Here is a 25,109-nt window from a genome sequence, read left to right as displayed (position 1 = left end):
GAAAGTTAGCGGTATTTAACTGTATTGGTTAATTCTGCAGGTTAACCTGCACCCGGAGCGTCATTTGCCGGCCAGGCAGCCCTATGTGCCGTTGTGAAGAAATACAGGTAGTTGATCGCACACGCGCGCCATACAGCGCTGCAGGAACAAAAAAAGGGCGGCCGTTTTCCGGCCGCCCTTCGGGTATTATTTATCAAGTAATTCGGAGATCATCAACTCCAGCGTGCGATGATTATGTTCATCTGTGCGGAAGTTAGAGAATACGATATTACCTTCTTTATCGATCAGGTAATTGGTGGGCGCACCGATCGCTTTAAGGTTACCGCGTTTTTCCGGTTCATCCCGAACAGGATTGAACGAGTAACCGCTTTGCGTCATGAATGGCACAACGTATGGGTCCTGCTCATGTGCTATGTTTATACCCACATATGCCAACTGGTCTTTGCTGAACTTGCGTACTACCGCCTCGAAGTGCGGGAACTCGCCGCGGCAGGGGCCACATCCGGGGAACCAGTAAGTGACCAGCACCACCTTACCTTTCAGATCGGGCAGCGAAGTTCTACCACTGTCGGTATAGTTAGCCAGGGAGAACGGTGTTGCAGGCTGCGAAGTAGATTTACGTTGCTGCCAAACATCGGCCTGGATCGCCTTATTATCTTTTTTCAGTTTGCTGCCATAAGTTTTCATCAGTGCATATATCTCATCTGTCGGATCTGTGGCATAATTCAGCACCAGGCTATCGTAAGCCGCTTTAGGATTACCTGAGGCATTGGCAATACGGGCCCTGTCTTTCAGCAACACCGTTTTAGCATTGCCATATCGCTGACGCGGTGCGGTGTTGAATTTCTGTAATGCCTTTTCATACTTACCTGCTTTTTCCAGTGCGCGGCCGGCGAGAATGATATCAGCAATCTGTTTGTTTTGCTTCCAGGAGTTGTTGTTTTTCAGCGAGTCATTGGCCAGCATATCAGCGGCCAGCTTCCGCGCCTTCGCCACGTTTGTAGTAAGCAGGTAGTTGTAATACGTGGTCATGGCACCGGAGGTCCAGCTGGATTTTCCCGGGTCGTATTTCTTACGGGCCAGTTCCCAAACCTTCAGTTTGATGGTTGGGTTTAGCGAGCGCTGCGCCAGCCAGTACAAAGCCTGCGCACCTCTTTCCGTACCAGGATAACGGTTGGGCATCGACAGCATCAGGTCGTGGTGTTTGGCAGAATCTACGTCTTCGAAAGAACTGGCGTAGTAAAACGCATGATCGGCACTCTTGGGATCGGCTTCTGTAGCTTTCTTCAGGTAAGCGCGGCCACCGGCAAAGTCGCCCCATCTTTCCGCATCTATCCACAACATCTGGTAAGCCTTGCCGTTTTTCGGGTCGAGTTTTACCACCCTTTCCAGGTAAGACTTAGCGGTAGGTAATTCTTTGTTATATAATCCTTCTGCATAAGCGAATGGAATTTCTATCGATTTAGGGTTCGCTTCGATCCAGGCGTCGTATTGGTCCTGCAGTTCTTTGCTTTCTACACCCGCAGCAAAAATGTAATCTTTATGCGCCTGCGTATTCTTAAAGTCCTTTTCCACCTCTTTTTTCAGTTCCGCTATTTCAGCCGGGGTAGCCTTGGGTTTCTCTATCCTGGGGCCCTGTGCGCGGACGCTGCTAATGAATATGCAGGCCGCAGCCAGCATGATGGTGAGTTTTTTCATGGAATATTATTTTATGAATTGTGCTAATGTGGTTTTTAATACTTCTCCTCTCAGTTGCGCCGCCACGATACGTCCATCGGGGGCTACGAGGAAATTATCAGGAATGGCCTGTATACCATACAACTTCGCTACCGGCTCCTGTGAAGCCTTCAGTTCAGAGATGTGTGTCCAGTTCAACTGGTCTTTCGCGATGGCCTCTATCCATTTCGCTTTGTCGTGGTCTAACGACACGCTCACTACAGTGAAACCCTTGTCCTTAAACTGCTCATACGCCGCTACCACATGTGGGTTTTCGGCACGGCAGGGTACACACCAACTGGCCCAGAAGTCGAGCAGTACGTACTTGCCGCGCAGGGAGGCCAGGCTGAGTTTATTGCCGTTTACGTCCACCGCTTCAAATGCTGGCGCTTCTTTACCGATCCTTACACGTTCGCGGGCTACGAGTTGTTCGTTGATGTGCTGTCCATAATCCGTTTGCTTTAAGTTTGGCGGCAGCAGGGCGAACAAGGCCTTAGTGGTGTCCAGCGGCACTCTCGATTGCAACACCCACAGGTTGATCAGGCTTACATATGATTTAGGGTGCTTGCGGATAAAGTCGCGTTTATCGGCCCATATCTCATCGTACAAACGTGATGCTTCATCTGCCTTTTTCTCATCACGGAATTGCTGCATCAGTGCATATTGTTTCTCCTCTTTCTGCCGGCTTTGTGTTTGCAGGTCGTTATTATAGGTACCATTTGCACGGATGTAATCCATTTTCTCCAGGTCCCCTTCCAGCTTTATCTTTCCTGGTTCCAGGTAAAAATTAAAGAACTTCCTTGAGCGCAGGGAGGTTGGCATCAGGGTGGTCATCTTCACCTCCTTCGTTTGCCCTTTAAAAGAGAACGCCCCGTTCTTTGCAATTGTAAAAGCCGTATCGCGCGGACCGTTACGTTTCTCTGCGGTTACCAGAAAAACGGTATCGTTCTTTAACCCTTCCAGTTTACCGGAAATAGTGTACGACTGGGCGGAGGCTGTTTGTACGCACAGCCCTGCCAGCAGGCAGCAAACAAATAGTTTCATTGTAATGGAATTAAACTGCGGCGGCATGGGAAACCGCCGCAGCCGGTTAATAAGTATTTTGTTCTATCACGTCATTGCTCGCAATCATCTCCGTTCTGGGGATGGGCGCAGCAAACCTGCGGGAACCTTTCGGTAAGGTGTAAGTTTTAATGGCCTCCGTCGTTTGCACGGCAGCAATGGTGTATGGATAGAAGTCGCGGGTGAGCGTTACATCGTCAGCGGCGTAGTCGTTATTGTTGTAACGGCGGATGTCCTGCCAGCGCTGGGTAAATGGCATCTCCCTTCTTCTCTCTTCCAGCACCAGTTTGATGGCCTCATCTGCCGTAGTGGCGGTAAGGTTTACCCAGGCTCCCGGGGTAAGACGTTTAGCGCGTAATTGATTCAATGTCGTGGCAGCGTCGCCCGGTTTATTCGTACGCGCCAATACTTCTGCCTTGATCAGCAGCATTTCTGCCACCGTAGGACCAGAAGGCAAACGGTCTTTGAAGAAGAATATGTAACCGGGATAATCAAAGCTTGGGTTGATCATGCCTCTGTCGTAAGAATAGTTCTCAACGACATGGTAGCGGTAACGCAGGTCATGGTCCTGGTCATACAGGCCCAACAGCGACTGGCTTGGAATGTACCACCAGCTTTCATGGTTCAGCATACGGAAATACAGGAACTCCTTCCATCCGATCATATCCGTTAAATCGCTCTGGTTGTCGTGCGTGTAAGGGTATTGCAGGGTAACGGTTTTAGACTCTGGTTTACCCGGGTCGATCACCACGTTTTGTGTACGGCCATAACGCATTTCAGTGTTATAGTCTACCAGCACGCTGTATTCGCTTAACGCAGCCTCTGCATATTTTAATGCTTCCGGCAAATTATTCATAGTGAGATAATAACGGGCGGCAAAGCCGTTTACGCCAGCCTTACTCGCTCTCCAGTGGCGGGCACGGTTCTCTTGCATCAATGGAAGCTGGATCTTCAGCGCTTCCAGCAAATCAGATTCGATTTGCTTGTATACGGCGGCGAGTGGTGCTCTTTTTAAATCTTCTTCGAAACTGGTGCTTAGTTTAATGGGCAAACCGGGTTCGTTTTTCGTAGCATCGCTTAAGGGCAGGCAGTAAGTGCTGGCCAGCTGGAAATAACTGTACGCACGCACAAAATGAGCGTCGGCAGTGAGGTTAGCCTTCTGGGCTTCAGTGCCTTCTACGGTGCCAACAAGGCTCAATACCATGTTAGCGGTGAATATTTTACGGTACTCTGTGCTCCAGAAGCCTTCCCGCGTATCGTCCGGCAGGTACGTATAATCCCAGGTCGCAAACTGTACGGTGGCCATCGAAAATGGGCTGGCAGATGATTTATACATTGCAGCTGAAAAGCCGTAGTCGTCGGTGCTATGTATGGCTGTGCGATTGCCCTCGGTGTAAAAACTAGTCGTATTATTCAGCAGTGCTTCCAGCTGATTGGCGGTTTTTACTTCCAGTGAGGAGTTCTTGCTGGGCCGCTCCGCCAGGAAGCTGTCGCAGGAAGTTAAGCTCAGTGCTATCAATACAACCGTGGCTTTGAATATATGAAGGTATTTGTTAGTCATGTGTGCTGTTTTAATTATCCCAAAATTCATCTTACAGGCTCGCTTTCAGACCAAGTGTGATAGTTGGCTGCGGACGCATAGTTCCCACCGGGTATTCCGGATCTTCTTTCGCATTATTGGAGTAAATAGTGAACAGGTTATTAGCCTGTGCAAACACCTGTACCTGCTGGAAACGGATCTTGTTCAGCTTAGCCCTGTCCAGGTTGTAAGTGAGGTTCACTTCCTGCATACGTACGTGCGAAGCATTTTCTACCAGGTAACTCATGTACTGGTGGAAACGGTCCCAGAAATAGTAACGGTCTTCGACATCGTTGAGCGGTAAAGGCACGATCTTCTGCGGATCTCCGTTGAGCACTTCAGAAAGTTTTTTGTTCGGCAATACGCGGCTGCCCCAGGTGGGCGGATAGTTAAATCCTGTGCGCTGGAACACATGCCCGAACTTGCCGGTAAGAATGAAAGAGAGATCGAAGTCATACACCCGGAACGTGTTCATGAAACCCAGTGTGTATGGAGCTACCGTAGTACCCATGTTCAACAGGTAGTTGCGGCCATCGCCAGGCGTAAAGGCACCGAAGTTGTACAATGTTCCCTTATCTCCCAATACCACCGGCTGGTTATCCTCGATACCGGCATACTGGAAACGCCAGATATCATTGGCGTTCGCACCTTCTACATAAGCACCGGTACCACCGCTGTACAGGGTAGATGCCGCATAAGTAGCTACGAACAGTTTTTCGATACGGTTCTTGTTGTACGAGAAGTTCAGGTTACCATGCCAGCTGATGCGGTCCGTAATTTTTTGATGTGTGCCTATTTCCAGTTCGATACCACGGTTGCTGATCTCTGCATTGTTCAGTTTCTGTGTAGTGGTACCGTTTGCGGCCGGTATGGTCAGCTGTGCGATCTGGTCTTTTCCGTATTTGTTATACAGGTCGATCTTACCAAATACCTTATTGCCCAGCATACTGTAATCGATCCCGAAGTTCCAGGTAGCTGTTTTTTCCCAACGTAAAGTAGGGTTGCCGAAACTGGAAATAGTAGCGGTATAATCATTCGTATAAACGTTAGGTGTGGCGCCCACCGAGATCAAAGGTTTGAACGAAGTAGAACGGTCTTCGTTACCATTGTAACCATAAGTGGTGCGCAGGTTCAGGCGGTTCAGCCATGGTACGCTGGCCATAAAGTCTTCCCTGTGCAACTGCCAGGCCAGACCACCCGACCAGAACGGAGAGTAACGGTACTTCGGATCATCGGAGATGATGTTGGAAGCATCGGTACGGAAGCTGCCGGAAGCAGTGTACTTATCGCGGAAGGTGTAAGCAAGGTTGGCGAAGGAGGAGAAATACCTGTTCGTGGTATAGCTAAACGTGTTTGAATAAGCGAATGTCTGGTTGCTTCCCTGCCAGTTCTGAATCGTCTTAAAAGTCCCACCCGGGCCGTTCGGGAAAATGCCCGACGTGAGCGTATTGTCGTTGTAACCATACGTAAGCGGGTTACCGAAAGTTTCCGTTACCTGGTTCGCGATTTCCACACCGGCAATGAAATTCACCTCATGCTCGCGGGCAAAACGGTTGTTGTAGCTAACAGAGTTACGGAAGTTATAGGCCTGTGCACGACTCCTGCTTTGCGACAGGATACCGCCTTTAGGCAGGTTGGGCGTCAGTAAACCAGTTGTCTGGTTCCAGGTAGTGGCTGTATTCACGGTATTCCTTACATAAAAGGTGTTCTCATTATAGTAACCGCGGTTATTAGTATTGAAGATCTCGTACTGCACTTTACTGTCGAGCGTAAGGCCTTTCAGCAGCTTCAGCGTAAGCCCGCCTAAAACACGCGCGTTCAGTTGTGTGGCCGTAATATCTCGGTTGGCGATTTCCTGCAACGGATTGTAAGTCCAGTCGGCATACGGGAACCGTGCAGTGGGCACCAGGCGATTGAGGATCGGCATGTAGTATTGATGAATGTTGGTGAGCGAGCCATCGGGATTTTTCAACATCTCATATGGAGAAAGGCCTTGTATATCACCGAGCGTTACGCCATTATTTTCAGCCTTGTTATAATGCAACATACCACCCAGGCTGAAGTCCAGCCATTTGGTGATGTTAGACACAGAGCGGAAGTTAAGCAAGTATTTCTGATAGCCGGTTTCTTTGAAATTCGACTGGTTATCTTCAAACATGAACGATAACATGTTAGACATGCGGCCGGTAGAACCAGAGAGGCTCAGGTTATACTGTTGCGTATTAGGCGCTGCGAGCAGGTTATCCCTGATCTGTTTGCGGTTATCCTGCGTGCTCAGTTGCGCAAGTATAGCGTCTTTTTCGGCAGCAGTGATATAACCCAGGTAGGCCTCGTTAAGCGCCACCGTAGCCGACGACCAGGCCATGCCCGCATTACTGATAGTACCCGGGTTCGTGCGTGCGCTCCACTTGTTGAAGGTACGCGTTTCATAATCCACCGTTTCGGCAGCAGAAGCAAGCGGGTTTACATAATCCAGATCAAACTTGCCTCCCATTTTGGTGAAAGCCGAGAAATCGACGCGCAGCGGCGTGTTGCGGGAACCTCTTTTAGTTACCACCACGATCACACCATTTGCTGACCGGGCACCCCAGATAGAAGCAGCAGCTGCATCTTTCAATATAGTAATACTCTCAACATCATTCGGGTTAATGGTATTAAAATCACCGTTGATCGGAAACCCATCCACCACTACGAGCGGAGATGCAGCCGCGTAAAGGCTCGATTTACCACGGATCTCAAAAGTAGGGTTGCCGTTCACGTCCAGCTTAGCCTGCACGCCCGCGGTAGTACCAATAATACGGCTGGCGATATTGGTTGTAGGGCGGGCCAGTTGTTCTTTATCAATATAACCGAATGAACCGGTTGCCCTTTCTTTATTGAACTGTTGGAAACCCGTGTTCACCACCGTTACCGCTTCCAGTTGGCGGGCACCTTTCATCACCACGTCCAGCGTTTTGCGGCCATTGAGCGCTACTATCTGGGTTTCGAGGCCTACATAGCTGAATACCAGTTCCGTATTGCTGTTGGGCACATTTAAGCCGAATACACCTTTAGCACCGCTAAAAGTGCCGCCACTCGAGCCTTTGATGGTAATGCTTACCCCTTCCAGTCCTTCACCCTGTGCATCCGTTACCCGGCCTTCTACACGCGCCACCTGGCGGATAGACAAGCGGTCGGCCACCACGATCATATCGTTCTCCAGCATCTTAAAGTCAAGATTAGAGCGATCGAGCGCATGACTCAGCACTTCCGACACTGCCGTATTCTGCACATCGATACTCACCCTGAAGTTGCGGGGAAGAATATCATTACTGAATACAAAGCGGTAAGACGTTTTTTTCTCGATCGCACTGAACAGTTGTTGAACAGACCCGCTGTTCAGCTTCAATGAGATCTTCGCGTCCTGTGAGTAGCTTTTGGCACTTACGTGCAGGAAAGCAAACACCGTAAGAATAGCGGTCAGTTTCATAAACATAAGTACTTTAACAGGAATCCAGGGCGCACCCTTTCTCCATCCCTGAAGTTGGAATTTTTGCATACTTTCGTACAGGTTTAAGGTGAATAATAGGAACAGGTTACCGCGTCAACAGGACCCTGTTTCCATAACTTTAACTAAAGGGGGGATGTGTCACCATTCCCTCTTTTCATTTATGTTCTTTAACGACGCGAACTTGAAGTGTGTCACCACCCCTTTCCGCCATCGTTACGGATTTAACACCACGGTTTTTTCATCTTCAAATTTGAAGTTGAACCCCCTGGAAAGCTGCATAACTTCCAACACCCTTTGCAGGGTTTCTTTGTTGAAATTGCCGGTGAAGCGGTATTCGCGCAGTTCATCTGCGTTAAACCTGATCTTCACGTCGTACCAGCGTTCCAGTTTTCTGGCGATGTCTTCGAATGTTTCGTCTGCAAATATCAATCGGTTATCCACCCATGATAGTTCTACAGTTGCGCTGTCTTGTGGAAAGTGTGTGAGAGGAGCAATCGAGTAATTGCTTTCGGCCTTTTGCGTAGCGGCCCTTTTGGTTGATATTGTTTGTAATTCTTCTGGTTGTTTCCTGACGTTGATAACAAGCTTTTCGTTCGGTTTTAAGTATACCTGCCGTCCGCGGCGCAGATCAACACGCACGCGTCCATTTATAAGTGATGTTTCGTTGGTTTCGTCTTCTTTATAAGCCCTTACATTAAAGGCGGTACCGAGTACCGTAATGTCCATTTCTTCAGTATGTATCACAAAGGGGGCCGAGGGATTTTGTGCGACATCGAAAAAGGCTTCGCCTTCGAGGGTAAGTTTACGTGTACCGCTGTTAAAGCCCTCTTCCAGCCACAGGGTGCTGGCAGCATTCAGTACTACTTTCGAGCCATCGGGCAGCTGAAACGACTTCCGTTCCCCGGCTTTACTGGCGTATACAGGCCTTTTATCCACTACGGCGGCTGTATCTATTGCCCCACGCTCCATCCATATCATCGATCCGATCAGGAGGGTAAGCGCGGCTGCAACACTACCTGCATACCACTTCCAGCCGTTTGGCCTGATTACTTTTGCGGCCGGTGCCTGCCTTCCGGGTTCAATCCCCTTAGCCTGTATGGCCTCCGTAAATTGCCGGTGGTGATTGGCAAATACTTGCGCATCCAGCCCGCCATTCAGCTGCAGGTATAATAACCTGGCCACACGTACTACTTCTTTTTTCTCCGGGTACTCTTGCTGCCATTGCTCCCAAAACCTTACTGCAAGAGGATTGGTGCCACTACAGTACTGCTGGAACGATTCGTCCATCACCAGATCCTCCGCCTTGTGCCGCAAGTAGTTCATTCGCCCTTTTACACTATAGAGGAAGAAGTGACCACGATTTACTATGAAATTTTTAACTTTTTTTAGCTACTGGAAAATCAGCAGTAAAGACACTGCCAGTAACATTTCGCTTACGGGCAAACCAATAGCCTGTTCGTGGCCCTTCAGCTCCTGTTTCAGCTGTTTGAGCGCATCATATATAATATTATAGGCTGTGCGTTTGGTAATGCCGCACTCCAGGGCAATATGTTCGTAGTCGAGGTTATCGAAGAACTTCATGCGCAACAGCTGCTGCTGGCGCTGGGTAAGTTGCTGAAAGGCTTTGGTAAGGCAGCGCGACAATTCGTCGTTGCCTTCAATGGCAAGTATGTAGTCCTCATGCGACCATTCGGCTTCCTGGTCGAGGTTGAGTTGTAAATGGGTATTATTGCGCCTTTTGCCCGATTCTATTTCATGGAGCATTTTGCGGTGCAGGCAGGTAATGAGGTAAGAGCGGATGTTCGTTACATCGGGAAGTGTGTTCCGTTTTTCCCAGAGTTCCAGCAACACGGCCGTGAAGCTGTCGTTGGCAAGATCGCGGTCGCCGGTAAGTTTTACGCCATAGTTGATAAGACCCACATAATGTAGCTGGTATAATGCGGACAGTGCATCGGTATTTCCCTCCCTTAGCTGGCGCCAGTAGGCCTGCGTGCTCAAATTCCCGTTCATGCTTAGCAATTGGTTGATAAAAATAGTGGGTACGATGCGGATGGATGAAGGTCTTCGTTAATGGTTCAGGTAAGGTACAAAGTTTCGCGGGAATTTTATAATACTGTACCTGAAAAAGCAAAAAAGATATACTGATTTGCTTCATTTAGCCCTCAAAAATAAACCCATGCGAGGCATACTAATTGCTTAGGTGTGCGCCACATGAGTTTCAATATAAATTACTTAAGCCTTTGTGTACTCTTCAGCGCCCAGTACACCAGGGCGGGCTGAAAAAGCAGGCGGACAAAACGTTTCCTTTCCGTATCCAGTCCAAAAGCGTCCCGTTTATTGACATACTGGGAGATATTACCTGGAAAAACGGCGCAAAAAAAGGCCGCCGCTACCTTACCTACCGCCGGTCGCTGTTTTCTGCCCGCCAAAAGAAGCGAGCTTCCCAGCGCTATTTCGGCCACTCCCGAATAGACCACAGTGTCATCTTTCTTTAACGGCACCCAACCTGGTACCTGGGCCTGAAACTCTTTACGGGCAAAGGTAAGGTGACTGATGCCCGCGTAAACCAGGCCTGCACCGAGTAGCAGCCGGGCCACGTTTGCTGGTGTTGTATCTATCATGATAAGTTATTTAAGTGTTTTCCAGCGTTTACCGCCAAATCCATAAGACACTGATACTACCGGCCCGTGAAACGCCCAATCCACATCGCCGAGCATACCATCTCTCTCGCCATCGAAATTCACGTTGAGCCCCATATAACCTGCGCTGGCGCTAAAGCCTGCCCCTATCCTGTAACTTACGTTCACACCACCTGTGACAATACTTCCATTGATATCATCGATACTTAGTGACATATAAGACAGGTCGCCGTTTACGGCCCAGCGGGGCGAAAAGGCGTATCCGCCCCAAATGCCCACATTGGGTAGCGGCGCTGTAACATCATAAGTATCTTTCACGTCCAGATTGGCCCCTGCACTGGTGAGTTCAAGCCCCATGTCCATTTTTAACACGTGTACGCCGGCCATCAGTCCCGCTTCATATTTAGCACCCTGGAATATAGCGTAACCGTAAGACAGGCGGAAGATATCACTATTGAAATACCCATCTGTAGTACCATTTACGTTGTAAGTATTTTCCCCGAACTGTATCGTTTTCTCCAACTGATGTATAGCGCTGCGGTGCAGGCGGTAATAACTGAAGTCGAACCGGGAGCGGCTGGACGCCCGCCACTGCACGTCTGCCTTAAACGTATTGATGTGATCGCGGAAACCGAGATCGTCTTCGAGATTGACTTCAGAACCGAGAAATTCGGTGTTGCTCAACTTAACATCGGTATTGTTGGAGGGGGCGAAGAAGCTTGCGCTCACCTTAAACCGTTCCACAAACCAGGGGGCATATCGTTCGGATTGCTGAGCATATATGGCCGTGACTGAACTCAGAAGGCAGGCCAGTAGAAGAAGGTGTTTCATAAGACAATGGTTTTCAGGATGAGTACGTTGGTATGATTTACCTAAAGAGATAAAACAAATAAGCTGCCAGTTTTGCAGCACCTTCCCTGAACGGCGTCCGTACACAAGGACAAAGGTTTCTGGTATAGGGTTATTAAAGCGCTGCCGTTCACGTATCATCTTTCTTTTCTTCGGAAATGGTTTGTAGTTTACCCGCTTCACTTTACAATTTATGATGCGCAAGACTACACGTTATCGTTTTAAAGACCTGCTGATAATGGCAGCCTGTACACTGGGGCCCCTGGCTTTAACCGCCCAAACCTCGCCCGGCGCGTTAATCCCGGGCGACTTTGCCGATCCATCGGTCATTAAAAGCGGCAAAACTTACTTCGCCACCGCCACTTCGTCGGAATGGGCGCCACACTACCCTATCTATTCTTCCACCAACCTGCGCAATTGGAAACAGGTGGGTTATGTGTTTGATAAAGCGCCGGGATGGACGTCAGGCTCCTTCTGGGCGCCAGAATACTACTTTCATAACAACACTTACTATCTGTATTATACCGCCCGCCGCAAGTCGGATAACATCTCCTGCATAGGGGTGGCCACGTCCAAATACCCTGACCGGGGCTTCAAAGACCATGGCGTGATCGTCAGTTTCGGAAAAGAAGCCATTGATGCTTTTGTGTATAATGATAACGGGCAACTATACATGACCTTTAAAGCCTACGGCCTCGATAAGCGCCCGATCGAAATACTGGGCAGCAAACTGTCGGCCGACGGACTGAAACTCGAAGGAGAGGTATTCTCTATGCTAAAGGACGATGACAAAATAGGTATGGAGGGACAGGCCATCCTGAAGAAAGACGGCTTTTACTACCTGTTCTACTCTGCCGGCAATTGTTGCGGCGGCGGATGTAGTTATCATGTAAGCGTAGCCCGTTCGGCCAACTTCAAAGGGCCTTATGAATATTATAGCAAGAACCCCATCCTACAAACACTGGAAGCCTGGAAATGCCCCGGGCACGGAACGTTTGTAACGCAGCCTGATGGAAAGTATGTATACCTCTACCACGCCTACAACCAGGAGAACAATGTATTTACCGGCCGGGAAGGCATGATGGCCGAACTGGCATGGAACAACGGCTGGCCTGCGCTGGTACCCCGCCGTGCGCCAGACAATACGCCTAAAAACATCACCGCATCTTTCAAAGAAAAAAACATTGCCGCTTACTGGCAGTGGGACTTCCGCAACTCCACACCTGTTGCAGGCCAGAAGGCAGGCAGACTGTCGCTTTCCGGCGCTACACGCGAAGGTAATAACACCGGCATCGTATTAACCGTTCGCCCGGTAAGCCGTCATTTCGACCTGATTACTACTGTTGTCAACAGCAATGCCGCGCTTAAGGGCCTGGCGTTTTATGGTGATGTGAATGCTGCCATAGGCGTTGGTGTTACCGGGGATAAGGTAGAATACTGGATGGTAAAGGATAACAAACGTTCGGTGATAGCGGCAGCTACTATTAAAACAGGAAGTCCTGTGCAACTGAAGTTCAGCATGTTACCTGACCTTACCTGCGAAGTGTTTTATAAACAGGCAGGTGCAGATTGGAAAGCAGTAGGCTCCAAACAGCCTGTGGGTTTCCTGCCACAATGGGACAGAAGTCCGCGCGGTGGCCTGCATTTCAAAGGAGCAGCGAACGAACAGGCCGCGTTCTCTACATTTGAGCTGATCAACCGATAATAAAAAAAGGGCCGTTCTGATGAGAGAACGGCCCTTTTTTTATTGCTTTTTAAACGTCAATCCGTTTACGCGTACATGAATTAGTGTGAAGCCGGTAACCTTCGCCTGATCATTCCGGGTAAATTTGACCTCCAGGCCGTTAGCCGGCACGATGAAACTATCCTTCGCCCCTGTATTGACCATACCATATTTTCCTTCACCGATCAGTACTTTTAGCGCCCCTTCTTCCAACAACAATTCGTAATAAGCTTCAATCTCCGGGCTGTAATAGCGTCCGATATATTCCTCTGTTGTTTTGTGGTCGGTAGTCACTGCACGGTCGGTCCTTTTAAAGACGGTACGGTTACCGTCCTGCAAAAGCGTCATCTCCCCTGCTTTGTTATTGACCAACTGGCCAAACACGAACTGTATCGCCTTATCGGCCTCTACGGCCAGCGTGGAATCGCTGATCGCCACCACGGCATATTCTTCATTGTTCCAATATTGCTTCAACATGATCTTACCATCGCTGATACTGAACCCTACACTTAGTATACTATCCTTCACTGCGGTGTAAATGCCTGTAAAAGCAGCGGTATCTACGATTACAGGCTGCACAGTTACTGCGCCGGCCAAGGGTTTGGGCGTTGGGAACCACAGTTCATAAATGGCTCTGAACACGGCGCTTCCATAAATCTGATCGTGATTGCCCATCACGATAATATCGACCCCGCGTTTCGGAAGGTGGAACATGCCGCTGTGATACCCGCTAAGATCGCCTCCATGAGATACCATATCGTCGCCTCTGTAATTACTGATCGATAAACCGCCGGCATACCGGGTTACTTCGCCACTTGTTGTCGCAGCGGGGGTAAGCATCTTTTTCCAGACTGCTTCGCCCAATAATTTATGATTCGCCATTTCGCGGAACCAGGGCCCAAAATCATAGATCATACTGTAAATATTGCTGGACCCAATGATCGCGTTCCGCAGATTGCTTACCACGAAAGTATCGCCGCTCACCACATACCCGTTCGCCTTGTTCTTCACCTGGTGCGTACGTGAAAAGGCAGTTTGATCCATCTTCAGCGGCTTAAAAATATTACGGTACGTAAACTCCGCCAGGTCCTGCCCGCTCACCTTTTTAACGATCAGCGAAAGCAGGAAGTAACCCGAGTTGGAATAGCTGAATTGCGTGCCCGGCGAGAAGTTCAGCGAGTGCTGCTTTACCAGTACATTATACACGATGGAATCAGTATAGGCTGAATTCTCATCCATATCCCTCAGCCAGATCAGCGCATTCAGGTCGCGCAGCCCGCTCTGATGGTGGATCAGGTGCGCTATCGTAATACTGTCTGCATAAGCCGGAAAATCCGGGAAATATTTAGAGAGTTTATCATCTGTACTCAGTTTACCCCTGTCTGCAAGAATATAAATAGCCGCAGCGGTGAACTGTTTACTGGTAGAGGCAATGTTAAACGGCGTGAACGGCGTGTTCTTCCTCAGCGCTGCAATGTCCGCCAATCCTGCACTTCGATCATATTTCAATTTACCATGTTGCCATATCGCCACAGACAAACCCGGGCCAGTAGGTTTAGCCAGCGTTACCAGGAGACTGTCGAGTTGTTTACGATGGATGGTTTGCGCATTCGTTACTGCAGGAAAAGATAATCCGATCAGTAGTAGACAGTAAATAAGCTGGCGGTTCATTAAGTTCGTTTGCATGAAGACGATTGGTTCCGGCAATTGTTACAAAAGAATGTAAATATAAGGGAGAATGAAGGAATCCACCGAGCGCATAATCGCATTTTAGCCATTAATGATGGTATTTTAATTGAGTCATGCTTCACCGGCCATCCGCAAGTCAGGATTGGAAAAATGCGCTAACTTAGCCAGCTGGCAGTATCGCCCTGCCAATTTACTGTTTTAAACTTTATGCATATCATGCTACGTATTTTATCGGCTACTTTGTTTATCACTACTCTTTGTTTAACTGCGAACGCGCAACAACTCCCTTACAAAAACAAGAACCTGCCTGTGGAACAGCGCGTGCAGGACTTATTAGGCCGCATGACGCCGGAAGAAAAGTTCTGGCAGATGTTTATGATCCCCGGCGACCTGGACAAAGCCACTCCGGGCCAGTATAAAAACGGCCTGTTCGGTTTCCAGGTAAGCGCAGCTACATCGGGCGCAGGCGAAGCGGCGCAGCAGCTATTGAGTTATAACAGCAGCCGCGAAAATGCACTGCAACTCGCGAAAAAGATTAACAGCATTCAAAAGTACTTCGTCGAAAAAACACGACTGGGTATTCCCCTGCTGTTTTTTGATGAAGCCTTACATGGCTTACTGCGCGACAACGCTACTTCGTTCCCGCAATCTATAGGTTTGGCCGCGACTTTCGATACTGCCATGATGAGCAAAGTAGCGAACGCGATCGCCGATGAAACAAAACAGCGTGGCATCCGCCAGATATTAACGCCCGTGGTGAACCTTGCCAGTGATGTACGCTGGGGCAGAACGGAAGAAACATATGGAGAAGATCCTTTCCTGGCATCGGAAATGGGCGTGGCGTTTGTAAGTGCGTTCGAGAAAAAGAACATCGTTACCACCCCCAAACACTTTGTGGCCAATGTGGGCGATGGCGGCCGTGACAGCTACCCTATCCAGTTTAACGAGCGTTACCTGGAAGAAACACATTTCCTGCCATTCAAAGCCTGTTTCGAAAGAGGCGGCAGTCGCTCGGTGATGACGGCCTACAACTCTGTAGATGGAAAAGCCGCTACCGCTAACTCCTGGCTGCTGATGGACAAACTGAAAAAAGAATGGGGCTTTAATGGCTTTGTTATTTCAGATGCAGGTGCAACCGGTGGTACACTGGTGCTGCACCACACGGTAAAAGATTATCCCGGATCGGCACAGGACGCAGTAGACAACGGCCTCGATGTAATATTTCAAACTGATTATTCCCATCATAAATTATTCGACCCACACTTCTATGATGGAAAAATTAATCAGCAAAGGATAGATGATGCAGTAGCGAGAGTGTTGCGCGCCAAATTCGAACTGAGCCTGTTCGACCAGCCTTATGTGAATGAAAAAGAAGCAGCGAAAGTCTATCCACATAAACCTATCGCCAAACAGGCCGCCATGGAAGCCATGGTGTTGCTGAAAAACGAAGGCGCCCTCCCATTATCTGCCCATATAAAAAGAATTGCCTTACTGGGCACCGATGCGGAAGAAGCAAGACTGGGTGGCTACAGCGGCCCTGGTACACAGAAAGTATCGATCTTAAAAGGACTGAAGGAGAAACTGGGTAACACCGTGATCACTTATGCGCCTGGTCCCGGCCGCGAGTACCATACATGGGAAGTATTGCCGGCGAGGCAGTTGTCGCACTACGAAGGCAGTGAACTGAAGAAAGGGTTGCAGTATTCGATATACGATAACATCCAGTTGCAAGGCACGCCTGTACAGGCAGGCGTCGACGATAAAATAGACAAATACTGGACGTTCATGCGTCCTACCGAAAAACTGGCGCAGGACTTCTACTCCGTTAAATGGGAAGGTGTATTTACTGCCGACAGTACAGGTAATTACAAGATCGGTTTAACCGGCAACGATGGTTACCGCCTCTACCTCAACGATCAGTTACTGATTGATAATTGGGCGAAACGATCGTTTAACGAAAAGCTGGTTACGCATTCATTTGAAAAAGGTAAAACTTATAAGATAAAAGTGGAGTTCTTCGAAGCCGTAGGCAATGGTAAAATACAGCTCGTACTTGAAAAGAACGACCACAGGAAGGTCTTATTAAGCGAGGCTGTTGCCGCAGCGCGTAATGCTGATGAAGTGCTCATCGTAGCCGGTATTGAAGAAGGCGAGTTCCGCGACAGGGCTATGTTATCATTGCCCGGCCTGCAGGAGCAAATGATCAAAGAAGTAGCCGCCTTGGGCAAACCCGTAACGGTAGTATTGATCGGTGGCAGTGCTATTACCATGAACAACTGGAAAGATGATGTAAACAGCATCCTGCTGGCCTGGTACCCGGGCGAAGAAGGCGGCCGCGCCGTAGCAGATGTACTCACGGGCGCTTACAACCCCGGTGGCAAATTGCCGATAACTTTCCCCTTACACGAAGCACAGGTACCGCTTGTGTACAACCACAAACCCACCGGTCGCGGCGACGACTACAACAACCTGAGCGGCAGACCATTGTTCCCTTTCGGGTACGGACTTAGTTATACCAGCTTTGCTTACAGCAACCTTCAGTTCGATAAGCAGCAAATTGCACAGGACGAATCAGTGACTGTACGTTTTGAAATAAAGAATACAGGCAAAGTGGCCGGCGATGAAGTACCACAGTTGTACATCAAAGATAATCTCGCTTCGCTGGCGCAGCCTGTGATGGCGCTCAAAGGCTTCCAGCGTGTGCGGTTAGCACCTGGTGAAGCAAAGACGATAAGTTTTAATATCACGCCTGAATTACTGCAAATGCTGAATAAGGATATGAAGTGGGTGGTAGAACCGGGGACGTTTACCGTGATGATCGGGGCTTCGTCGGCGGATGTGAGGTTGAGTGGGGTGTTGGAGGTGAAGTAACTTAGCGACAACAGTACAAAAGTACATCAGATTGTTAGCATAAAAAGTCAACGATAGGTGGCGGCGGTTAATCTGGTGGGTGGAAACGGTATTTTCGGTGGGTGAACAGCTATCGGCTTCCAGCGTTCTCCCGGGATCATTCGAGGATCGTTCGTGAATCGTTGCTGATTGTTGCTGTATTTCGTGATTTCACGAGGGTTTCAGCTATGTTTCAGCAAGGTTTCAGCAACAAAGTAGTACATTTTAGCAAGGTTTCAGCAAGGCGACAGCAAGCGAACAGCAACAAAGGGCTTGTTTTTAGCAAGGATCCTGCAAGGATCCTCGAAGGATGGTCGAAGAATGGATAAGGCGCCCCTACCCCTCTTTAAACTCCCCCGCCGTCATCCCCGTCTTCCCCTTAAAAAACTTCGAAAAGTTAGCCTGATCGTAAAATCCAAGATCAAATACAATCTCCTTCACGCTCATCTTAGACGCTTTCAGCAATCGCTTGGCCTCCAGCAACACCCTGTCGTTGATCAGGGACGATGCAGAAACGTTCAGTTCGCGTTTGCACAGGATGTTCAGGTAATTAGGAGAAATGCCGATTTCACCGGCATAGAAGGCCACGGAACGTTGCTCTCGGAAGTGTGTATCAATCAGGCCCATAAAGCGGGATAACGCAGCGCTGGGCTGGTAAATACCGGCAGAAGCAGCTATCCTGCTAATAAGCAGGCCTAATGTGGTGCAGCGGCTCTGGACCAACTGCCAGAACACGGGTTTGATGTCGAGCTCCTGCTGCACGGCGCGGAACTCCTGCAATACGATACTGTAATCGGAAGGGGAAAGATCAATGACCGGATGGCCATGGTAAAAGGCGGAGGAGAAACGTAAGGACGGCAGGAAACTTTCGAAGGGGGCGCTATCGATCATGAGCTGGTAGCCGATTGTTTCCTGTTCGAACTTCCATTCGTGCACCTGGCCGGGGAACAACAGGTGAAGCTGGTATTCCCCGATCGGGTACGAAACGAAATCGATGGTATGGGTGCCTGCTCCTTTTTCGAAGAGCAGGGCGATAAAGAAATCATGTTTGTGGGCCTCGTCGATGGTGCGTTCGCCGAGCAGTTCATGGAACAGGATATTACAGTCCTGGGATTTACCCTGACTGAACTCCTGGATGCCTAATACCGGGAAATGGTCCATCTCCGAAATTAAGGAATAAAATTACTTCGCAGCGAACCGGAATATTTCGCAGCCGGCCATGATGAACGCGCCTGCGGCGTAGATCTGGGTATCGTCGGGACCAGCGCCGCCGGGTGCATCGCTTACCTTTTGTACGTAACCGAGTTTGCCTTCGGCGTTAACGTTTTGCACTAAACGGAGCCAGGCCGTTTCTACCGGGCGGCCAAAAGTGGCTTTGTCCAGCAGGCCGTTATTAACACCCCAGGTGAGTGCGTATGTGATAAGGGCGGTGGCGCTGGATTCGCCGGGAGCAGTACCGGGATCGAGCAGGTTGCTCGCCCATAAACCGTCCTTCCGCTGCAATGATTTCATTTTATAGGCCATTTCGCGGAACTGCTGCTCAAATTTGGCGCGGTTGCTATATTCTTTCGGCAAATCGTTCAGCACCATGGCTAAACCGGCAATTACCCAACCGTTGCCTCTTCCCCAGAACACCTTATTGCCGTTAGGTGATTGTTTGTCGAAGAAGTTGTCGTCGCGATAGTAAAGAGAATCAGTTTTGCTGTATAAGTAGTCGGATGTTTTGAACCAGTGTTTCTCCATGTAATCGAGATACTTTGGATTGCCTGTGATCTGGGCTGCTTTCACGAAAGTTGAGGGACCCATGTACAGCGCGTCGCACCACGTCCACCACTCATAGCGGTAAGGGTTTCCTTTGTGTTTTACGTCCGCTTTGGCAGAACGCGACATGTGCATGTCCAGCACCCATGTGATCTTGTCGGCATATTCCTTTTTTCCGGAGAATGCGGCAGCGTCAAAGTACATGCGACCAATCGGAAGCCTGTCAGCGTTAAACACATCGTTCATGGTTTTCCAACTGTACTCCTCTCCTGTTTGCACCATGGATTGCAGGTAAGTATCGTTCCTCGTGATCTTGTACAACGAAGTAATACCGTCCCAGAAAGGCGCATAAATCCAGTCGATTTTATTGGGATATACTTTGCCGTACAGGTTATTGTATTGCCAGTCAGCAAAGCTGGTCAGGCGTTTTAAGATAGCGTCTTTACGGAGTTTGGAGGTCTGTGCAGATGACGTGAATAAGATGCCTGCCAGCAGGGCGATAGTAAGTCCGGAACGTTTCATACGGGTGTTAGTATTGTGGTTTCCCTGGAAATATGGCGAAAAAAATCCGTTTTTTCATCTCCCGGGCCTGCACAACAGCTGCTTATCTTTCTTCCAGTATTTTTACGATCGCTGTATAACCTGATTTTTTTGCATGTTGTAAAGGGGTTACGCCGTTTTTGCCGGGTATGTCCAGCCTGCTGCCTGCTGTTTTCAGGATGAACAGGATCGTCTTCATTAAAACACAGTATTACCCTGGTAAATAAGCGACTTCACCGGGGAGATGCGGGAAACTGCTTCGGCGGAGCAACTGGCATCGAGTAATGCAACGGTGGCGTCGTTACCGACCTTCGGCCATTGCTGAATGCCTTTATCGTCCAGCGGCAGTATATTACCGGTGGCCAGTTTCAGGCTTCTTGATAAAAGAAACTCAGTGCCGTAGCCATACAACTGCGCCATTACGTTCGCCTTCTGTAACACGCTACCAGAGCCCCATGTATTCCAGTGATCGATAATACAGTCGTTGCCCGCCCCTACATACACGCCATATTTATACAGCGTAGGAATAGGCATGATCGTGTTACCGAACGGGATGGTAGACATAATGCCGATCTGCGCCTGGCCCAGTTTATCAGCTATTTCCTCCTGTTTGGCCTTGTCCAGTTTTGCAAGCACGAAACAATGGCTCAGGAAGGTTTTACCTTTCAATACGGGATTTTCATTTACCCGGTCGATGAGGTACTCCACCGTTTTCAATCCCGATTCGCCCGATTCGTGCAGGTGAATATCAATACCTTTATTGTTGTCCAGCGCCAGTTTTACGATGAAGTCCATCGGTTTGGCGATATCGCCGTCCACAGAGAACGGATCTACCCCGCCTATAAAATCGATATCCATTTTCGCCGCTTCCTGCATCCAGGGAACAGATTCGGTGTAATACAATCCATGTTGGGGAAAGGCCACCAGCTCGGCACCGAAGCCTGCCTTTTTGTTCTCCAGCGCTACCTGCAGATGTTTGAGGGAATCGAGTTTCGAAGTAGGTTCTATATTCACATGACTTCTTGCAAAGGCAGAGCCGCGTGACTGTAATAGTTCTATCAGCTTTTCCGCCCTTTCTGTAGAGGTTTTAAGCAGATCGGGTATAATCTGCTTCTCCAACTCGATCATGCCTTTAACACCGCCCTGCCGCCGGCGTACAGCCTTCCAGGGGCCACCGTAGTAGGTTTTATCCAGATGAATGTGCATGTCCTTAAAGGCAGGCAACATCAGCCAGCCTTTGGCGTCGGTGGCTTTAGCCTTCGGATCGTTAGGAAGAATGGACGTGAACTTACCATCTGTGATTTCCACGCAGAACAGCGCCGTTTTGGTAGCGATCACCTCATCCCCATCATATTCAAACCCTGTTTCCAGGCGAACGTTCTTCAGTTTGACGATTTTACTATTTGCTGTTATTGCCGCCGCTGACGACAATGCAGGCGTAATGCCCAGGCCCAGTGTGGCGATGGCCGAATTACGGAGAAAATCTTTGCGGGAAATATGGTTAGCGCTCATGCGGTGTATCGTTTTGCACGAAGATAGTGGGTCCTGTTTTGGGAGAAGGGTAGGTTTTATAACAATGATTGTAAGATTTATAAGTTTAAATGCATGGAGAGAAACACACCCCTCATGTACAGCAACATCACTGTTATCGTGCGGAGACTTTTCACACACTCTCTACTCGCCGCTGCGAGCCACTCCCAGACCGTCATTGCGAGGCACGAAGCAATCTTCGTGTGTAGTCTTCGCATCAGTAAAAAAACTTTTCGCCATAGTGATCTTATTGAAGGCGAGTACACCCTGATTGTGCTAATGTTGCCTGACGCCCACGTTTGACTAACGCGGAGACTACGCACGAAGATTGCTTCGTGCCTCGCAATGACGATGGGGTAAAGCTTTGCTCCACCTAAGTTTCTAATGTAAAAAACTACACCACCACTGCCGCTCCGTTGCCATTCAGTGCCGCTTTAGCCGGCTGCTTACTTAACTTCACCACGCTCTTCAACAACTCAATAGATGCTGCTATTTCATCCTTTTTAATAGAGATACTTTCGATGTTAAAGCCTACCTCCATGTTCTTCTTATCGGCGTATTCCAGGATTTCTGACGCTACGTTGAGGCAGGTGTGAATGGAAGACTCAAGGATGTCTTTAGAATGTTTAAGGTCGTTGAGCAGCCATTTCGGCACTTTAATGCCTAACCACTCCATGAACTGGAGGGTTTTGAGAGAGCCGCAGGGGGCCAGGGTAAATATGAGTGGTTTGCAGGAAACGTTGTTCTCGCAGGAGTGATAGTAGTAATCGGCCAGCAGGTCTTTGGTATCGTTCACATTGTATACGCACTGTGATACGAAGAAGCTGCAGCCTTCGGCTATTTTGCTGGCGATACGTAAGTGTTCATCGCCTTTCTTTGCATGCCTTTCGGGAATGGTGACGCCGCCAAGTAACAAACCCGGGTTCACCTGCTGACGAAGTGCATACGCATCTTTCAGGGAGAAGTTTGTTTTTTCGACCTGGCTTTGCGACGATGCACCTACGAATACGGAGTATTGCACATCACTGTTCGCTGTCAGCCATTGTTGAAACCCGGCAGCATCCAGGTTGGCAATACTTTTATAGATGATCTTCGGGATATCAAGACCCTGGAAGTAATCCCTGCTATATTGCTCGGGCGGCACGGTGGAAATGAACCCAAACGTTCTTTCTTTATCTGTACGCGATGACTCATCCTGTATATCGTACAAGATCAGTGCATCGATGTCGAGCCCGGTCAAACGGTCGGCCTGGCCTTTCGCTATTTCGGCAATTCTATCCCAGCCAGTAGTAATTTTTGGGGGTGTAAGACTGTAAAAAACAGGCCTCGAACCTCCACTTATAATTTTATCAGCTAAACCATAGCCCATATTAAGCCTCTTTAGGTGGCACGCAAGTTTGGTTAAAAACCGGTAAAAAACAACTTTAGGAGGATAAAATACGCTTTAATCCCCCATCAGCCTATAAAAACAAGGCCTTCCCTCCCGCAGGAAGAAGGCCTTGTCAGAAGCATTTTATACGTAGTTATCAGCCACCACTGCCAAAATAAATGATGGCGACAATCACCAGCAGTGCAAGTAACACTGCCAACACTACTTTACCCGTGGACACAGGCTTTTTACCATGTATCTTACCAGTTTGCCCGTTAATAAGAAAATGGTATTTCTTGTTTTTATACATGTAAGAGCAAATCCAGATGGGCAGCAGTACGTGTTTGTACGTCTGGTTTGAGTACTGCGTATTCACGTTAAGGTCGCGGTAGGTATCAATACGGCACTGGGCGGCGCAGGCGGCATGAATCTCATTTTGCATGATATCTTCCGCACGTTCATAACCATCCCCCACCGTTACATCGTACACATCGGCCTGCCAGCCGGACAAATACCGCGGATCGAAGTTCACCATGGCTTCCAGGTTAAAGGGGAAGATGGATTCGTATTCTTCCTGCGACAGTTCGGTAGCGCCCCCGATCAGGATATCGTCGAAGAAATGCTGGTAGGTACCGCTACGGTAAATCCATTCGGTACGCTGCACCTGGCGGGTTTGCCGTTTACCCTGGCTATCGGTGTACCATTCGGTTTCGTAGTAATAACGTCCACCATAACCGGTCCAGCTCGAAAAGGTTTGTGCATCGTAGGTCCAGAATGGAAGGTACATGCCATGTAAACCGTCCTGCCGGGCAAACTCAGTAAGATCTTTGGGTGCCCAGAAGCCCTGGCCCAGCCATGTTTTAAAGATGATTACCGAGCGTTGCTGATCGACCCCAAACGGCACGATGCCCGAGGGCTGAATGATGCGCGTTTTATAGGCGACAGGATTGACCACTTCAAAATTGCAATAAGCGCAGATGAAAGTAGGCGTTTCGCTGTTAAAGGCCGTTTGCGACCCGCAGCGATTACACTTGTAAGTTAATTGTTCGATAGTAACCGAAGGGTCGGCATTAGCCGACATTTGCTTATGCAGGTCATTTTCCCTGATCTGGTCCGCACCATTTTCAATAGCCACCCGGGTGCCACAGTGGCTGCACTCCAGTTGCTGTAATTTCGGGTTAAAGTATAACTGGGAATTACAACCGGGACAGGGAAATAATAACAGCGCGTCTTTTTGTACAGGTAGCGGTTCCATCTATAACTTGCCTAAAATATCGGTCTTTTTTTGGTTGAATTCTTCCTCTGTAATGATACCAGAAGCTTTTAGTTCGCCCAGTTGTTTAAGCAGGTCGAGCAATTGCTGTTTATCTTCCGTAGCGGGTTGCGGAGCCGGGGCCTGTGCCTGTTGCGGCTGCAGCATATTGGTCAGGATAACGCCTGCGCCTAATCCGGCCGTACCGGCAGCGCCCGGGTTATCACCCAGTTTTTCGAGTGCAATACCCGCCTGCATCTGGTTAAACTGCTGTAGTTTGCCATCCAGCATATTGAGCTGAGTGGTTTTGTCCAGCATTTTTTCTACCTCTTCAGGCAGCGTTACGTTCTCTATGTAAAACTGTCCCAGTTCAATACCCCAGATCTCAAATTCTTTCTGGAATACGGGTTTCAGCTTCTCCCCTATTTCTGTAAAGTTAGCAGCAAGGTCCAGTACGGCAATGCCTGCCTCTGCCAGTCCTTCGGCCATCTTACTTACAATCGCATTACGCAGTTGCTCGCTAACCGCGTCAATACGTACCCACGGATTAGTGCCTGCAAACTCGCGGATAAACTTTTTAGGGTCCACCACGCGGATGGTGTAAGTACCGAACGAACGCAGGCGCACCTGTTGAAATACAGGGTCGCGAACGATGATCGGGTTAGAGGTACCCCATTTAAGGTTAGTAAAGTACTTCGTGCTTACAAAAAACACATCCACCTTAAAAGGCGTATCGAACAGGTATTTCCAGCTTTTCAACGTTGTGGTAATGGGCATGTTCTTCGTACTCAGCTCGTGGCGGCCGGGAATATAAGTATCCCCGAACTCCCCCTCGTTCATCAACACGGCCACCTGGCTCTCCCGCACGGTAAGCTGGGCGCCGTTCATAATCTTATTGCCCTTGTCAGGAAACTTGTAGATCACTGTTTCCTGTGTGTCATCAACCCAGTCGATGACCTCGATAAATTCATTCTTGATAAAATCAAAAAGTCCCATGTGTCTGGTGGTTTTAAAATTTCGG

Annotated in this window: 18 protein-coding genes; 2 read left to right on the top strand and 16 right to left on the bottom strand. The window is 49.0% G+C overall.

The features are described from left to right. Positions 1-186 precede the first annotated feature (186 nt). From QZT80_RS18235 to QZT80_RS18200, 8 genes are all read right to left on the bottom strand, one after another. Positions 187-1,698 carry a redoxin domain-containing protein gene (locus tag QZT80_RS18235; protein ID WP_295125292.1) on the bottom strand — a complete coding sequence of 504 codons (1,512 nt, stop codon included), beginning with the start codon at positions 1,696-1,698 and terminating at the stop codon, positions 187-189. 6 nt (positions 1,699-1,704) lie between these two features. After that, a complete protein-coding gene (locus tag QZT80_RS18230) occupies positions 1,705-2,760 on the bottom strand; it encodes a TlpA disulfide reductase family protein (RefSeq protein ID WP_295125290.1) in 1,056 nt (351 codons plus the stop codon). A gap of 46 nt (positions 2,761-2,806) precedes the next feature. Continuing rightward, on the bottom strand, positions 2,807-4,339 hold the full coding sequence (locus QZT80_RS18225; RefSeq protein WP_295125288.1) for a RagB/SusD family nutrient uptake outer membrane protein: 1,533 nt from the start codon (positions 4,337-4,339) through the stop codon (positions 2,807-2,809). Between the two features lie 31 nt (positions 4,340-4,370). After that, positions 4,371-7,895, bottom strand: a complete 3,525-nt coding sequence (locus QZT80_RS18220; RefSeq protein WP_295125285.1) for a SusC/RagA family TonB-linked outer membrane protein — start codon at positions 7,893-7,895, stop codon at positions 4,371-4,373. Positions 7,896-8,060: 165 nt separating this feature from the next. Further along, positions 8,061-9,170 carry a FecR domain-containing protein gene (locus QZT80_RS18215; protein ID WP_295125282.1) on the bottom strand — a complete coding sequence of 370 codons (1,110 nt, stop codon included), beginning with the start codon at positions 9,168-9,170 and terminating at the stop codon, positions 8,061-8,063. Between the two features lie 66 nt (positions 9,171-9,236). Then, positions 9,237-9,857: an RNA polymerase sigma factor gene (locus QZT80_RS18210; protein WP_295125280.1), complete on the bottom strand. Its 621-nt coding sequence runs from the start codon at positions 9,855-9,857 to the stop codon at positions 9,237-9,239. A gap of 218 nt (positions 9,858-10,075) precedes the next feature. Next, complete coding sequence (locus QZT80_RS18205; RefSeq protein ID WP_295125277.1) at positions 10,076-10,468, bottom strand: hypothetical protein; 393 nt, start codon at positions 10,466-10,468, stop codon at positions 10,076-10,078. A 6-nt stretch (positions 10,469-10,474) separates the two neighbouring features. After that, positions 10,475-11,317, bottom strand: a complete 843-nt coding sequence (locus QZT80_RS18200) for a hypothetical protein (protein ID WP_295125274.1) — start codon at positions 11,315-11,317, stop codon at positions 10,475-10,477. Between the two features lie 211 nt (positions 11,318-11,528). Here QZT80_RS18200 and QZT80_RS18195 point away from each other — a divergent pair, with 211 nt between their 5' ends. Then, positions 11,529-13,040, top strand: coding sequence for a glycoside hydrolase family 43 protein (locus QZT80_RS18195; RefSeq protein ID WP_295125272.1), 1,512 nt, complete (start codon positions 11,529-11,531; stop codon positions 13,038-13,040). Between the two features lie 39 nt (positions 13,041-13,079). Here QZT80_RS18195 and QZT80_RS18190 read toward each other — a convergent pair whose 3' ends face one another. Continuing rightward, positions 13,080-14,744, bottom strand: a complete 1,665-nt coding sequence (locus QZT80_RS18190; protein ID WP_295125270.1) for a serine hydrolase — start codon at positions 14,742-14,744, stop codon at positions 13,080-13,082. Between the two features lie 219 nt (positions 14,745-14,963). Here QZT80_RS18190 and QZT80_RS18185 point away from each other — a divergent pair, with 219 nt between their 5' ends. Next, complete coding sequence (locus QZT80_RS18185) at positions 14,964-17,618, top strand: glycoside hydrolase family 3 N-terminal domain-containing protein (RefSeq protein ID WP_295125267.1); 2,655 nt, start codon at positions 14,964-14,966, stop codon at positions 17,616-17,618. A 354-nt stretch (positions 17,619-17,972) separates the two neighbouring features. Here the strand turns inward: QZT80_RS18185 and QZT80_RS18180 are convergent, their stop codons facing one another. The 7 genes from QZT80_RS18180 to QZT80_RS18150 all read right to left on the bottom strand — a co-directional run bounded on the left by QZT80_RS18180 (position 17,973) and on the right by QZT80_RS18150 (position 25,084). Further along, positions 17,973-18,797, bottom strand: coding sequence for an AraC family transcriptional regulator (locus tag QZT80_RS18180; RefSeq protein WP_295125264.1), 825 nt, complete (start codon positions 18,795-18,797; stop codon positions 17,973-17,975). A 21-nt stretch (positions 18,798-18,818) separates the two neighbouring features. Continuing rightward, complete coding sequence (locus QZT80_RS18175) at positions 18,819-19,919, bottom strand: glycoside hydrolase family 88 protein (RefSeq protein ID WP_295125261.1); 1,101 nt, start codon at positions 19,917-19,919, stop codon at positions 18,819-18,821. Positions 19,920-20,001: 82 nt separating this feature from the next. Continuing rightward, positions 20,002-20,136 carry a hypothetical protein gene (locus QZT80_RS18170; RefSeq protein WP_295125258.1) on the bottom strand — a complete coding sequence of 45 codons (135 nt, stop codon included), beginning with the start codon at positions 20,134-20,136 and terminating at the stop codon, positions 20,002-20,004. After that, positions 20,136-21,449, bottom strand: coding sequence for an amidohydrolase (locus tag QZT80_RS18165; protein ID WP_295125255.1), 1,314 nt, complete (start codon positions 21,447-21,449; stop codon positions 20,136-20,138). The genes QZT80_RS18170 and QZT80_RS18165 overlap by 1 nt, the downstream gene beginning before the upstream one ends. A gap of 412 nt (positions 21,450-21,861) precedes the next feature. Then, positions 21,862-22,836 (bottom strand): methylenetetrahydrofolate reductase, encoded by a 975-nt coding sequence (locus QZT80_RS18160; RefSeq protein ID WP_295125252.1) that lies wholly within the window; start codon positions 22,834-22,836, stop codon positions 21,862-21,864. A 157-nt stretch (positions 22,837-22,993) separates the two neighbouring features. Continuing rightward, entirely contained in the window at positions 22,994-24,091 is a 1,098-nt protein-coding gene (locus QZT80_RS18155; RefSeq protein WP_295125249.1) for a hypothetical protein, read from the bottom strand. Next, a complete protein-coding gene (locus tag QZT80_RS18150) occupies positions 24,092-25,084 on the bottom strand; it encodes an SPFH domain-containing protein (RefSeq protein WP_295125246.1) in 993 nt (330 codons plus the stop codon). It abuts the gene before it with no gap. Between the last annotated feature and the right edge of the window lie 25 nt (positions 25,085-25,109).

The organism is uncultured Chitinophaga sp. (assembly GCF_902168175.1).
In the GTDB taxonomy this organism is placed as follows: Bacteria; Bacteroidota; Bacteroidia; order Chitinophagales; family Chitinophagaceae; genus Chitinophaga.
The sequence above is the reverse complement of the archived record's forward strand: the minus strand, read 5'-3'. Positions and strand labels throughout refer to the sequence as shown.